Raw genomic sequence first — 12,863 nt, forward strand, 5'->3', positions numbered from 1 at the left:
GTTTATAATTAGAATTTAACGGTATCTTCTTCGTTTAAATTCTGGGCACCAGCAGTAACTACTTTGTCGCCAACTTTAAGACCCGATAGAATTTCTACCTTGCCTTCATAAGTTTTACCAGCTTTAATTACCGCTTTTTTAGCTATTCCATTTACTGCAATGAAGACAAAATCTCCATTTTCTGCTTTTTGAATTGCTGCAATAGGAATTACAATAGCTTTTGCATTTTGATAATCAACAATTTTTAGCACGGCTAACATGTTAGGACGATATTTTTTGCTTGATGGCAGGTTAACCTGAACCTCGAAACTTCTAGAAGCTGGATCGATGGTTTTAGAAGCAAAATTGATTTTCGTTCTCAAGCTATCTGGTACATCAGGAAAAATAATATTTACTTCATCACCTTGATTTACTCTTGCTGCATAAGTTTCTGCAACTTGAGCTTTTGCTTTTAAATTACTTGCATTTATTACTCTAATGCCAGATAGGCCAGGAGTAACAGCATCACCAACCTTTAATTCCATAGCGTCAATTGTACCATTAATTGGCGATTTAATTTTGTACATCGCTATTTGAGAGCGTAAGGTTGCAATTCTATTTTCTGCAGCTTCTTTTTGAGTTTTTGCATTAATAAATTGAACTTCTGTGCCAATTTTTTGATCCCAAAGATTTTTTTGCCTATTGTACAAACTTGTAGCTAAAGTTAATTGTGTTTGCAGTTCAGCAATGTTCTGACGTAAAACTTTGTCATCAATTTGAGCTAAAACTTGACCTTTTCTAACATTTTGACCAATTTTTGCATAAACTGCTGTAACAACGCCTTGAGTTTCTGATGTGACAAGAATATTTTCTTCGGCGTCAATTCTTCCTTGAATTTCTAAATAATTTTTAAAGTTGGTCTCTGTAACTTCATAAACCGAAATGTCTCTTGCAACTGCTTTAGTAGTATCAGTAGAACCAACTGTAGTTTCTAATTTCGCAATTTTAGCATCTAACTCTGTACGTTGTTTTTTTAAGTCTGCTAACTCAGCTTTCGGGTCTTTCTTGCTAGAACATGCCGCTAAAAATGCGATGGCTGCTATAAATAATATTCTTTTCATTATAAATTGGGATTTTGTAAGGTTAGTAGTTTATGTTTCCTAAAGCTTTATCTAGATTTACTTTGTTAATCAGCATATCATATAAAGCGTTGATGTAATTATTTTGAGATTCTTTTAATGAAGTTTCTGCAGTGGTTACCTCTAAACTAGAACCAACACCCTGATCGTATTTAATTTTTGTAACACGTAAAACCTCTTTGGCTAAATCCATGTTTCTTTTTTGGTTTTCTAGAGATTTCTGACCGTTTAAGTAAATGGTTTGTGCCTGTGCAACCTCTAGTTCAATTGTGTTTTGGAGGTTAACTAAATTATTGTCTGTTTTTAGCGATTCTAATTTCGCATTGCGAAGGTCGTAAAGCTTTTGTCCACCAGAAATTATTGGGATAGATAATCTTAGGCCAACTACAGAAGTTGGGAAGCGCGTATCGTATAAGTTTGAAAACTTATCGTTTTGGAAATTTGCAGAAGTGCTTCCAAAAGCAGATAGGCTCGGTAAAAACAAACTTTTATATCGTTTAACATCTAGTTCATTTAATTTTTTCTGGGTTTGCAATAAAGAATATTCAATTCTTTTGTTATAAACCTGTCCATCAGATAAAACTTGTGCCTGATCTACTTTAATATCGCTAATCTTGTCTTTTAAAGTTAAGTTGCTACCTACTGTCATCCCCATCTGAAACTTTAGTAGGTTTACATTTAAGGCCAATAATCTGATAACGTTTTCACGTTCTGTTAGTAAGTTGTTATTTAAAACACTTAACCTGTCGACATCAATTTTTTCAACAAAACCATTTTTGAACATCTGCTCAGTATCGTTTAGAGACTTTTTTAAACGTTCTAGGTTAGCATCAATCAAAGCAAGTTGCTCGTTGCTAACTAACACAGAATAGTAAGCTTTAGTTACAGCTACGTTAGTTTCAATTCGGGTTCTTCCAGTATTTTTTACAGAAAGTTCTTTGTAAGTTCTAGAGGCTTTTAGGCCAACTAAGTAACTTCCATCAAATAATAATTGATTAATATCTAATCCCACTGATGAATTATATTTAACTCCAAATTTTACAGGAACTAATGTGCCTGCTGGAGCTCCAAAAAATTCTCCAGGAACTAAACTTGTAGCTACTTTTAAAAAATCTTGAAAGCTAGCATTTGCGCTAACCTGTGGTAATCCAATTCCAATCGTTTTCTTAACAGTATTAATTGCAATCTGCTCATCAATTTTTGCATTTAAAATGCTGGTTTGATGTGTTTGCGCATAAGAGATAGCTTCTTGAAGACTAAAGCTTGCAGTCGTGTCCTTTTGTTGAGCTATGGCAGGGAAAGCCAAACTCAAGCCAAAAAGTAAAATGTAAAGTGTACGTTTCATATATTAAGCTTGCGTAAGTTGTTGTTGTTTGTAATAATTAATTTTTTCTAATCCTTTTGCATTACAAATGCCATAAAGGAAATGCTCTGTTATTTCTGCCATTACCTGAGCAAGGTTATATTTAGTCATGTTATAATGGTCATGTTGATTGAAAATTAAATCAACTTGATCTAAGCGCATTTGTGTTAAAATCTCTTTGTTAATTTCAGGACGATAAAGACCTTCATTTACACCACGTTCAAGATTTACAAAAATGCACTTACCCAATTTATTCTCTTTAAACTCTTTAAAGTGAAGCCATGCTTTTGGATGATATTTTTGTAAATCATAAAAAAGCTTAGGGTTCATGTTTGTTAACAATTCATTGATATTTGTAATTGCAAAAAATATTTCATGAACTGCATTTTCAGCATTTGTTGCACAATAATCCATTGTGCAATCTTGATTTGATAGTTTATCCTCAATTAAAATATTTACCAATTCATCTTTATCGCTAAAGTGCTGGTAAATGGTTTTTTTAGACATGCCCAAGTGTTTGGCAATATCATCCATGGTTACACTTTTAAAGCCATACTGGCAAAAAAGTTTATCCGCCTCCACAACTATATATTCTTTAACTTCCAATTTTGCTCCTTTAATTATCTATAAGGTTTAGCTCCAAAGCTTTTTGATAAGAATTTTTATCTCCTCTGCTACTGTAACTTCCGCTTCATTAAACTCCATAACATTATATCTAAATGATGGCGCAAAACTATGGAAACTTTTTTTAATTCCAAAGTTTCCTTATTAAAATTTTTATCTCTTCAGCTAAGGTTAGCTCTGTTTGTTGTATTTCCATGTCACAAAAAAAGAAAAGATAGTTTATTTAGTATAGGTTATTTCGGTGAATTGCGGATTTTAACAGGCGAAATTCTGTAGATTGTCTATTAAAGAAATTTCTTTTAAAGCAAATAATTTTTTTATTATATATTCGATTATCAAATTATAAAGCAAAAAATAGGAAATCATTTTATGAAAAAAGGTAGAATTGAAGCATTTAGCGATGGCGTAATTGCAATAATAATCACCATTATGGTTTTAGAATTGAAAGTTCCCCATGGAGATTCTATCAAAAACTTGCTTCCGCTTTGGCCGGTGTTTTTAAGTTATGTACTTAGCTTTATTTATGTAGGTATTTATTGGAACAACCATCACCATATGTTTACAGTTGTAAATAAAGTAAATGGTGCTATACTCTGGGCAAATTTGCATTTGTTATTTTGGTTATCTATGATACCTTTTGCTACAGCTTGGATGGGCGAAAACTATTTTACTGCTGCTCCCATGGCATTATATGGCTTTGTTTTATTGATGAATGGGGTTGCTTATTCAATTTTAGCTTCATTATTGGTTAAACATCACGGTGAAGATTCGTTACTGGCAAAAGCTATGGGAAGTGATTTTAAAGGTAAACTATCAGTAGTTTGTTACGTGCTCGCCATTCCGAGTGCATTTTTAAATGTTTGGATTTCTGGGGCTTTGTATATTTTAGTAGCAATGGTTTGGCTGATTCCTGATAAGAGAATTGAAAAGGTAATTCATGATGAACAGGAATAGTTAACTACTACCTATCATTTTTCCTTTATCATTTAATACATTTGTGCTTTAATTAAGTTATGCCCATTTTACAAGAAAACATTTCTTTAAAACCATATAACACTTTTGGTATAGATGTAAAGGCTAAATATTTTGCCGAAGCTAAAAGTGAACAGGATTTAGCTCAAATATTTAATGATCCGCTATCAAAAACACAAAAATTATTGATTTTAGGTGGTGGGAGCAATATGCTTTTTACCCAAGATTTTGATGGCCTAGTAATTAAGATAGGCATTGAAGGAATTGAATACGAAGTTTTTGGAGATAAGGTGAGTGTAACGGCGGGAGCTGGTGTAATTTGGAATGACCTGGTTAATTTTTGTGTAAGTAATGATTTTGCTGGAATAGAAAACCTTAGTTTAATTCCTGGGACAGTTGGTGCATCACCAATTCAAAATATTGGAGCTTACGGTGTTGAATTAAAAGATGTCTTTGCCTCATGTTCTGCATATGAGATTGCTACAGGTAAAATCAAATCTTTTGATTTTAACGATTGTAAGTTTGGCTATAGAGATAGCGTTTTCAAAAATGAATTTAAAAATCAATACATCATTACTAAGGTTCTCTTTAATCTAAGTAAGAAAGCAAAACTCCAAACTCATTATGGGGCAATTACAACAGAACTTGCAAATAGACATATCGAGGAGCCAACTATCACTGATGTATCTAGAGTGGTAGCTGATATTAGGGTAAGCAAATTACCAGATCCAAAAACGATTGGAAATGCTGGTAGCTTCTTTAAGAACCCTGTAATCGATAAATCACAATTTGAAGAATTAATTGCAAAATTTCCTGACGTAGTTAATTACCCAGCACCTAACCATAAAATAAAATTAGCCGCAGGATGGTTAATTGAGCAATGTGGCTTTAAAGGGGTAGTAGTCGGTGAAACAGGTACTTGGAAAAATCAAGCATTGGTATTGGTAAATCATGGTAAAGCGACTGGACAGGAAGTGTACAATTTTTCAGAACATATAATTGATACTATCCGTGCCAAATTTGGAGTATTGCTTGAGCGTGAAGTAAACATTTTGTGATAAGTTGATTTTTACTTATTAAGAGAAGATTTTTCTTTAAAATTAAATCCTTTTTAATTTTTGGTATCATAGTTGTATAAGTTCTATCAAATAACAAACAGTTTGCTCGAACCATATTAGCGCTGTTTCTTTTTTAAAACTTAAACTAAAAATTATGACACAGCTTCAATTTAACCACCAATTGCATGATTATTCTGGCTCTTTACAGTCATTCGCTTTAAATTTTACAAAAGATGTTGAGGATGCTAATGATTTGGTACAAGATACCATGCTAAAAGCGGTTACTTATTATAGCAAATTTAAAGAAGGTACAAATTTAAAAGGCTGGTTATTTACAATTATGCGCAATACGTTTATCAATAACTATCGCCGCATGGTAAAAACAAATACATTAATTACACAAAGTGAAGATATTTCATCTGCTAACTTACATTATAGTGCTACAAGAAATGCAGTAGAAAGTAAATTTGTAATGGGCGATATTCATAAAGCATTAGCTACTTTACAGCCAGAATATTATGTTCCTTTTATCAAATATTTTGAAGGATATAAATATCATGAAATTGCAGAAGAATTAGCTATTCCTATAGGTACTGTTAAAACTCGTATCCACGTTGCTCGTGGCATATTAAAAAAATATTTAAGAACTTACGCAAAGGACCTTACATCTGCCGAAGCATAAATTTATAATTAACATATATCTATTAAAAACCCATTGATCTAATCGATGGGTTTTTTGTTTGCATTGTTTTAAGGATAAACGAGGGCAAAGTCATACTTTTGAAAAACTAAAACAACATCAATGACTTATACCTTTTTGCTGCTTAACCTATTCCTTATCCTCATACCTTTTGTTTTGGCACTAGATAAAAGAGTGTTTAACGTTGGAAACCTAAGGTTATTTATTGTTCCATCATTAATTGTAGCTATTGTCTTTTCTCTTTTCGCTATATTCTTAACAGGATTAAAAGCTTGGAGTTTTAATTCAGCTTACATAGTTGGACTAAACTATGGTGGAATACCAATAGAAGAATATATATTCATGTTTACTTTCAGCTTCGCTGGATTAGGAATTTATAATTATTTGAATGCAAAATATCCTAAAAACAACTTACAAAAATATAGTTTAACAGTAAGCCAAATAATGATAGGTATTTGCTTTGGCCTGCTATTCTTTGCTTATGCAAAATGGTATACCGCTCTTACATTTGCTGTTCTAATGCTGCTATTGATTGGTATAGAATACATAAATACCTTAAGGTTTATGTATAAATTTTACAGAGCATTTTTGGTCACTCTTATCCCATTTTATATTTGTTATGGAATAATCTGTAATCTGCCTGTAATCCATTATGAACCCAAGGAGAATGTAAAATTTGATTTGGCAAAAATTCCACTAGAAAATCATTTTTTTATGATGGCTATGCTTTTGTTAGCTGTATATCTATTTGAATTTTTTAGCAGTAGAAAAAAGAGCTAATGGATTTACCAATCTATAGCAAACAACAACTCGCATTGCGAAATGGCCAAGATAAACCTCAAATTTGGATTGCCTATAAGGGATTAATCTACGATGTAGGTAGTAGCCGATTATGGAAAAACGGCAAGCATTATGAGCATTGGGCGGGACAAGATTTAACTGACGAATTACCAGATGCGCCCCACACCGAAACCGTATTCGAGAAATTTGAAGTGATAGGGAAATTATTGTAGCTTAATCAAAATCGATCTCATGTAAACTATATAGATTGGCCATGATATATGATAATTTCAGATAAGCAAATGGTTTTAAGAGTGGGTTGGAATTTTAAAAATCCTTTTTTCTAAAAAAGAATAGTTGTAATTTTAAGCTATAGATGAAAAATAATGGCTAAGAATAAGACAACAACAACAGATGATGATGTAATTGAATTTATCCATGCATTTGCAGAAACTGCACAAAAGCAGGAGGATAGTATGGCCTTAATACAATTAATGCAAAGAGTTTCAGGTCATCCACCTAAAATGTACGGACCATCTATTGTTGGTTTTGGCAACTATCATTACAAGTATGCAAGTGGACACGAAGGAGATGCCCCTCTGCTAGGCTTTTCGCCACGTAAAGCTGCAATTTCACTGTATGTGTATACTGGGTTAAAAGAGCATGAACCTTTATTGTCCCAGCTAGGTAAGTTTAAAATGGGTAAGGCCTGTATTTATGCTAACAAATTAAGTGACATTAATCAGCAAGCACTTGAGACCCTTATGAAAACAACTATTGATTTTCTAACCACAAAGTATAAACTTTAATTATTATGGCAACTACAAACACGTACCTAACCTTTAATGGCAATTGCGAAGAAGCATTTACATTTTACAAATCCGTATTCGGAGGGGAATTTAATTACATTGGACGCTTCAATGAAATGCCTCCACAAGAAGGGAGTGAAGCAATGTCTGAAGAAGATGGAAATAAAATTATGCATGTTTCTCTTCCAATTGGTACTTCTATTTTAATGGGGAGTGATACAGGGGGAGAATGGGCATCGAGTTTTGTGCCAGGAAATAATTTTTCAATTTCAATTACAGCAGCTAGCAAAGCGGAAGCTGATCAATTATTTTTAGGTTTAGCAGATGGCGGTACGATTACCATGCCACTAAACGATACCTTTTGGGGCGATTATTTTGGAATGCTTACCGATAAGTTTGGTATCAATTGGATGATGAGCTTTAATGAAAATACAGCACAATAATTAAAAAATAAAACGAGTTTACTTATGGTAAACTCGTTTATATCATCTTAGGCAGTAAAATTATTCTTAATCTTGAATAATTTCGAAACTGCTTAAGTTTACAAATTGCTGCAAGCGAGCCGCAATGGTAGCTTTATCTAATTCCAATAAACGCTCCGTTCCAAATTTTTCTACACAGAAAGATGCTAAGGCAGAACCATAAATTAGGGCATTTTTCATGTTATTGAAGTTCACTGTGCCTACTTGTGCTAGATAACCAATAAAACCTCCAGCAAAAGTGTCGCCTGCTCCAGTAGGGTCAAAAACATCCGCTAATGGAAGGGCAGGAGCAGAGAAGATTTTATCTTCGTGAAATAATAAGGCACCATGTTCTCCTTTTTTAATGATTAAATATTTAGGTCCCATGGTTAAAATTTTCTTTGCTGCTTTAACTAGAGAATACTCTCCTGATAACTGACGTGCTTCAGAATCATTAATGGTTAAAACATCAACCAATTTAATTGTTTCTAATAAATCATCCATCATAATATCCATCCAGAAATTCATGGTGTCTAAAACAATCAGTTTAGGACGATTTTTTAATCTTTCAATTACAGTACGTTGTATTTGTGGAGTTAAGTTACCTAACAACAAATATTCGCAATCTTGATAGCTTTCAGGAATAATTGGATCAAAATGTTCTAAAACATTTAGTTCAGTTATTAAAGTATCACGACTGTTCATGTCATTGTGATATTTTCCGCTCCAAAAAAATGATTTTTCACCAGCCTTAATCTGTAAGCCCTCGGTATCTACACCGTGTTTAGTAAAAGTGTCAATGTCTTCTTTTTTAAAATCATCACCAACTACGGCAACAATTTTTGTTTGGTTATAAAAGTAAGAAGCAGCTAAACTAGCGTAAGTTGCAGCACCACCAACAATTTTATCGGTTTTTCCGAAGGGTGTTTCAATGGCGTCGAACGCCACAGTACCTATGATTATCAGGCTCATATGATTTTTCTTGTATTTTTTTTAAAATTATTTACTACAAATATTGCATAAATAATTTAAAAGCCCTAATATTGCATTCCCAAAACGAACAAGGCTTTATGTTCTTTACATCAATCCAAAGCCGTTTTAGGAATAACCAGTACTCCTTCTTAGCTCAGCTGGTTAGAGCATCTGACTGTTAATCAGAGGGTCGCTGGTTCGAGCCCAGCAGAGGGAGCAGATTGAAAGCCTTACAGAAATGTAAGGCTTTTTTGTTTAAAGAATGGGCGAGAAAGCTACTGATTACTATAAATTATCTTAATCAACTCATTCAGCTGGCTATCATATTCATTCAAAACTTGCTTTTCGTCAGCTTCAATAACGATATCAGGTATAGTCCCATTTCCATCTAAGGTCTTTCCATTTCTTTGAAATGAAAGCATAGTAGACGCCGTAACCTTAATATTAGCATTTTTTAGATATTGTATCGTTGAATTACCACTTGAACCATCCGTTGTTTCACCTACTATTTTTACGTTCTGTAAACCTTTAAATGCACTTGCAAAGACTGACGCTGCGCTAAAGCTTTCTTCATTCACCAAAATATAGGCCGGTTGTTTGTATGACACCTTCCCACTATGTAAAACCATATAGAATGGGCTGCTGAACTTTGAACTATCTACTGTCTTTTCGAACTTTAAACCCTTGTTTAACTGGTCAATTGCTTTCCTGTCCTTATTTGCTAATTTCTCAGAATTATAGCTATACAGATAACGAGCAATCATGGATTCCTCATCCCCACTTATATTTTTGTCAGTTCTTAAATAAGCAATATTTGCAACCCAGGGTGATTGTTTCGCCTGAACAAGATAGCCTGCAAAGGTTTGAAGGATTTCTCTTCCACCTCCAGGATTATTTCTGATGTCAATGATCAATGCTTTTGTATTGGAGAAACTTTTAAGCATTTTGTCAATATAATTTTCCAGTCCTTCTACTTTGTCATAATCGTACATCTCAGGGATCTTAATATATCCAATATGATCTGCTATTATTTTGCTTAGACCTTCAAAATTTCTATTGCCTACTTCATCATGAGCAACAGCATGCTCTTGAATTAATTTTGAAGCATATCCTCTGTTTTCAGAAGTCAACCGAAACATTTCCGTTTTTTCATCACTACCGTTGCTAAAAACTACGGTTATGCTATCAGAACATGCTATATTATTCTCAAATAACAATGCGCCATATCTTTGGATGGCACTGCTCCCTCTAGTAAGTTTTGCTTGTTCTGGCGCTCTTTTATCTTTGTAATTATAGGTGTTAATTAGCGTTTCAATAGTGATCCCATTGATGCTTTTAATATAGGGATGCGAGCCAAAATAGTATTTATAATTTCCACCTTTTTCGTCTTTTTTCAACGCAATTATTTTTCCATTTAATGCTGATACACCAAATGGAAGTCTAAGGTTATAGGTTTCGTGGTTCTTTTTATTGAATGATTCATTTTTTATGGATGAATGTCTATCCCCAATCTCTGACATAATTTGGGCGATTTCATTTGTCAATCTATTCATATCAACCTGTGTTTTTTCATTAGCAATCGAGTCAGCTAATTTCTTGATCGCAAATTTGTAATTGAACGTTGAAAGTTGACTGTAAGAAGAAATAGATTTCAAGATTTCTTCGAATTGTATTAAATCTGCTAAGGCTTCAGCTATTGGGATTTTTTGAGGTAATGTGATCGAATTAGGCTCTGCCATAGATTTGTTGTATAAGACAGCACTATTTCTGTTTTCACTTGTAAAGGTTCCTGTATATGTTTTTGAAACACCATCTTTTGATAGCTGTAGAACGACCTTTATATTGGGCTGATAACCTAGCCCCTGAAGGACGTCCACAAGGTCTTCCGAAAAGCGCTTTTGCCATTTAGATCCGAACTCTTTTTTGCAGAAATCCAATAGTTCTTCTTTTGTGAAAGCGTCTAGCTTTTCAAGGCGATACCATTCACTCTCAAATTGTACAAAAGGTTGTTCTTTTTCCCATCTTACAGCTGTAAAGGGAGATGCTTTTTCTAGGGCTAATTTTTGCCCAAAGCTTATTAATGAACTAAAGCATAAAACGGTAAGTATAAAGTAAGTTCTCATTTTCTAAATTTTAATTGAATTCTGGTCAAACGTATGCTGATCTGGGCCTTTAAAAAAATGTGATAGACAAACAGGATGTCTGGATAGATTAACCTAGGTTTCTAACCGACTTAACACCATCCCATTTTTATATATTTACATTCCAGCTTGAATAAAATATGTTCCAACTATCACATAAGTCCATTCGAGCAATAAAAACCATCATGCATGGTGTTTTTATTGTTATCATCGCCTTCGGCTTATTGCGAAGGGCCTTTTTTTCGATTTCAGGTGATTGGCTTTTCTTTTTGACAAGTGATGCGGTAGAGAATCTCGTGTGTGCCCTGATTGCTTATGTACTATATTATTTTGTATTCAAATCAAATGGCATCTGGAAAAAGATAAGCTTTTCAGTCTTCTTTATAACCATATTGCTAGCATTAGCGGTACTTAAGGACTACAGGATACATGATAGAATTACATTCGAACAAACATTTGAATACTTTACAAGCTTTTTAGGGCAATCACTTTTATTTTACTTATTTGTCTATATTATCAATCAGCTTGAGTTTTTTGGACGGTATCAAAAGTTGGAAAAAGAATTAAACCAGGCTAAAGAACAATTGCTGCGAAATCAGCTGCATCCCCATTTCTTATTTAATGCGTTTAATTCATTGTATAGCCTTTCTTTACAAAATGATCCTGAGACACCAGATTATATTTTAAAACTATCAGCCATGATGCGCTATCTAACCGATGAGACCCATCTTGGCAAAGTACCACTGCATAGGGAATTAGATTTCATTGAAAAGTATATTGCTATTGAAAAAATAAGATTTGGCCAAGATGCCCGTATCCAACTTACTGTCGAAAAGTTAGCTAATCATGAAAAATGGATCGAACCCTTTCTTTTGATAACGCTTGTAGAGAACGCTTTTAAGCACGGATTTTATACAAATAACAAAAATGCATATGTAAAGATCAATGTGGATATTAACAATAAAGAACTCTTGTTTGCTGTGGAAAATAGCGTTTTTACGAAACAGCATTTCCAGGAAAGTAACCGTGAAGGGAAAGGGCTTGAGAACCTAAAAAAACGATTGGAACTATTGTACCCTAAAAACTCGGCCATAAAGATCATTCATACACAAAATACTTATACTGCACACCTTAAAATTATGCTAGCTAATGAACCGATATAAAGCCATCATAATTGATGATGAATCTTTGGCTATAGATGTGATAACACATCATTTAAACCGATTTCCAAATTTTGAAGTGGTCGGCACCTTTACCGATTCGGTCGAAGCTTTTAAGTTCTTAAAGCAAGGCCATACGGTTCACCTTGTTTTTACAGATATAGCAATGCCTGAAATTTCTGGAATTGAACTTGTTAAATTGTATAACACCAATACCAAGTTTATAATGACCACTTCTTTTAGTCAATATGCCGTTGAAAGTTTTGATCTGGAAGTTGTTGATTATCTATTGAAACCAATTTCATTTGAACGCTTTTGTAAATCGATTACCCGTTTTGAAAGTATACAAAACATCGAGGACAAAAATATCCTTGAACCCTCATTTTTCGTAAAAGAAGGAGATGAATTTATCAAGATCTTAGTAAAGGACATAGATTATATTGAAGGTTTGAAAGATTATGTTAAAATTATGATGGGCAAAAATTATTGCTTAGCGCTAAAATCATTAAAATCCATAGAAGAGGTATTGGGTAATTATCAATTTATGAGAATCCATAAATCGTATATCGTCCCATTAACGAAAATAAGCCAGTATAATGGGAAATGTGTAATCATCAACAATTCAGAAATTCCAGTGGGAAGTAGCTACAGAGAAAATCTTAAGGTTTATTTAAATAAAAATAAATTATGACCATCCTATATCGG

14 protein-coding genes and 1 tRNA gene are annotated in these 12,863 nt (G+C 33.4%); 10 read left to right on the plus strand and 5 right to left on the minus strand.

All coding sequences use genetic code 11. The annotated features are described in order from the left end of the window. Window positions 1-8: 8 nt before the first annotated feature. The 3 genes from FA048_RS06365 to FA048_RS06375 are packed head-to-tail and all read right to left on the minus strand — an operon-like array spanning window position 9 to window position 3,087. Window positions 9-1,100, minus strand: a complete 1,092-nt coding sequence (locus FA048_RS06365; RefSeq protein ID WP_136839348.1) for an efflux RND transporter periplasmic adaptor subunit — start codon at window positions 1,098-1,100, stop codon at window positions 9-11. A 22-nt stretch (window positions 1,101-1,122) separates the two neighbouring features. Beyond that, on the minus strand, window positions 1,123-2,463 hold the full coding sequence (locus FA048_RS06370) for a TolC family protein (RefSeq protein WP_136839349.1): 1,341 nt from the start codon (window positions 2,461-2,463) through the stop codon (window positions 1,123-1,125). Window positions 2,464-2,466: 3 nt separating this feature from the next. Next, window positions 2,467-3,087, minus strand: coding sequence for a TetR/AcrR family transcriptional regulator (locus tag FA048_RS06375; RefSeq protein ID WP_169306818.1), 621 nt, complete (start codon window positions 3,085-3,087; stop codon window positions 2,467-2,469). 387 nt (window positions 3,088-3,474) lie between these two features. On the opposite strand from FA048_RS06375, the gene FA048_RS06380 reads away from it, so the two are divergent. The 7 genes from FA048_RS06380 (at window position 3,475) to FA048_RS06410 (ending at window position 7,867) form a co-directional block, all read left to right on the plus strand. Next, window positions 3,475-4,059 (plus strand): TMEM175 family protein, encoded by a 585-nt coding sequence (locus tag FA048_RS06380; RefSeq protein ID WP_136839351.1) that lies wholly within the window; start codon window positions 3,475-3,477, stop codon window positions 4,057-4,059. A gap of 59 nt (window positions 4,060-4,118) precedes the next feature. Further along, on the plus strand, window positions 4,119-5,135 hold the full coding sequence (murB, locus tag FA048_RS06385; protein WP_136839352.1) for a UDP-N-acetylmuramate dehydrogenase: 1,017 nt from the start codon (window positions 4,119-4,121) through the stop codon (window positions 5,133-5,135). Window positions 5,136-5,289: 154 nt separating this feature from the next. Then, window positions 5,290-5,817: an RNA polymerase sigma factor gene (locus FA048_RS06390; RefSeq protein WP_136839353.1), complete on the plus strand. Its 528-nt coding sequence runs from the start codon at window positions 5,290-5,292 to the stop codon at window positions 5,815-5,817. A gap of 120 nt (window positions 5,818-5,937) precedes the next feature. Beyond that, window positions 5,938-6,615, plus strand: a complete 678-nt coding sequence (locus FA048_RS06395) for a lycopene cyclase domain-containing protein (RefSeq protein WP_136839354.1) — start codon at window positions 5,938-5,940, stop codon at window positions 6,613-6,615. After that, window positions 6,615-6,848: a cytochrome b5 domain-containing protein gene (locus tag FA048_RS06400; RefSeq protein WP_136839355.1), complete on the plus strand. Its 234-nt coding sequence runs from the start codon at window positions 6,615-6,617 to the stop codon at window positions 6,846-6,848. Before FA048_RS06395 ends, FA048_RS06400 begins: the two co-directional genes overlap by 1 nt. A gap of 153 nt (window positions 6,849-7,001) precedes the next feature. Beyond that, a complete protein-coding gene (locus FA048_RS06405; RefSeq protein ID WP_136839356.1) occupies window positions 7,002-7,424 on the plus strand; it encodes a DUF1801 domain-containing protein in 423 nt (140 codons plus the stop codon). Between the two features lie 5 nt (window positions 7,425-7,429). Beyond that, entirely contained in the window at window positions 7,430-7,867 is a 438-nt protein-coding gene (locus FA048_RS06410) for a VOC family protein (RefSeq protein WP_136839357.1), read from the plus strand. Window positions 7,868-7,933: 66 nt separating this feature from the next. Here the strand turns inward: FA048_RS06410 and FA048_RS06415 are convergent, their stop codons facing one another. Beyond that, window positions 7,934-8,857, minus strand: coding sequence for a PfkB family carbohydrate kinase (locus FA048_RS06415; RefSeq protein ID WP_136839358.1), 924 nt, complete (start codon window positions 8,855-8,857; stop codon window positions 7,934-7,936). A 143-nt stretch (window positions 8,858-9,000) separates the two neighbouring features. Between FA048_RS06415 and FA048_RS06420 the strand changes: the two genes are divergently transcribed. Then, window positions 9,001-9,074 (plus strand) — tRNA-Asn (locus FA048_RS06420). Window positions 9,075-9,132: 58 nt separating this feature from the next. Here FA048_RS06420 and FA048_RS06425 read toward each other — a convergent pair. Continuing rightward, window positions 9,133-10,980 carry a S41 family peptidase gene (locus FA048_RS06425; RefSeq protein WP_136839359.1) on the minus strand — a complete coding sequence of 616 codons (1,848 nt, stop codon included), beginning with the start codon at window positions 10,978-10,980 and terminating at the stop codon, window positions 9,133-9,135. A gap of 158 nt (window positions 10,981-11,138) precedes the next feature. Here FA048_RS06425 and FA048_RS06430 point away from each other — a divergent pair, with 158 nt between their 5' ends. Together FA048_RS06430 and FA048_RS06435 are read left to right on the plus strand one after the other, a co-directional pair. Then, complete coding sequence (locus FA048_RS06430) at window positions 11,139-12,161, plus strand: sensor histidine kinase (RefSeq protein WP_136839360.1); 1,023 nt, start codon at window positions 11,139-11,141, stop codon at window positions 12,159-12,161. Further along, window positions 12,148-12,849, plus strand: coding sequence for a LytR/AlgR family response regulator transcription factor (locus FA048_RS06435; RefSeq protein WP_136839361.1), 702 nt, complete (start codon window positions 12,148-12,150; stop codon window positions 12,847-12,849). Before FA048_RS06430 ends, FA048_RS06435 begins: the two co-directional genes overlap by 14 nt. Window positions 12,850-12,863: the final 14 nt, after the last annotated feature.

The organism is Pedobacter polaris, from assembly GCF_005116505.1.
Taxonomy (GTDB): Bacteria; Bacteroidota; Bacteroidia; order Sphingobacteriales; family Sphingobacteriaceae; genus Pedobacter; species Pedobacter polaris.

What these genes read in the sequence shown, in the direction of transcription:
- FA048_RS06365 (WP_136839348.1), bottom strand. Translation starts at nt 1,100, where the DNA reads ATGAAAAGAATATTATTTATAGCAGCCATCGCATTTTTAGCGGCATGT.
- FA048_RS06370 (WP_136839349.1), bottom strand. Translation starts at nt 2,463, where the DNA reads ATGAAACGTACACTTTACATTTTACTTTTTGGCTTGAGTTTGGCTTTC.
- FA048_RS06380 (WP_136839351.1), top strand. Translation starts at nt 3,475, where the DNA reads ATGAAAAAAGGTAGAATTGAAGCATTTAGCGATGGCGTAATTGCAATA.
- murB (WP_136839352.1), top strand. Translation starts at nt 4,119, where the DNA reads ATGCCCATTTTACAAGAAAACATTTCTTTAAAACCATATAACACTTTT.
- FA048_RS06390 (WP_136839353.1), top strand. Translation starts at nt 5,290, where the DNA reads ATGACACAGCTTCAATTTAACCACCAATTGCATGATTATTCTGGCTCT.
- FA048_RS06395 (WP_136839354.1), top strand. Translation starts at nt 5,938, where the DNA reads ATGACTTATACCTTTTTGCTGCTTAACCTATTCCTTATCCTCATACCT.
- FA048_RS06400 (WP_136839355.1), top strand. Translation starts at nt 6,615, where the DNA reads ATGGATTTACCAATCTATAGCAAACAACAACTCGCATTGCGAAATGGC.
- FA048_RS06405 (WP_136839356.1), top strand. Translation starts at nt 7,002, where the DNA reads ATGGCTAAGAATAAGACAACAACAACAGATGATGATGTAATTGAATTT.
- FA048_RS06410 (WP_136839357.1), top strand. Translation starts at nt 7,430, where the DNA reads ATGGCAACTACAAACACGTACCTAACCTTTAATGGCAATTGCGAAGAA.
- FA048_RS06415 (WP_136839358.1), bottom strand. Translation starts at nt 8,857, where the DNA reads ATGAGCCTGATAATCATAGGTACTGTGGCGTTCGACGCCATTGAAACA.
- FA048_RS06425 (WP_136839359.1), bottom strand. Translation starts at nt 10,980, where the DNA reads ATGAGAACTTACTTTATACTTACCGTTTTATGCTTTAGTTCATTAATA.
- FA048_RS06430 (WP_136839360.1), top strand. Translation starts at nt 11,139, where the DNA reads ATGTTCCAACTATCACATAAGTCCATTCGAGCAATAAAAACCATCATG.
- FA048_RS06435 (WP_136839361.1), top strand. Translation starts at nt 12,148, where the DNA reads ATGAACCGATATAAAGCCATCATAATTGATGATGAATCTTTGGCTATA.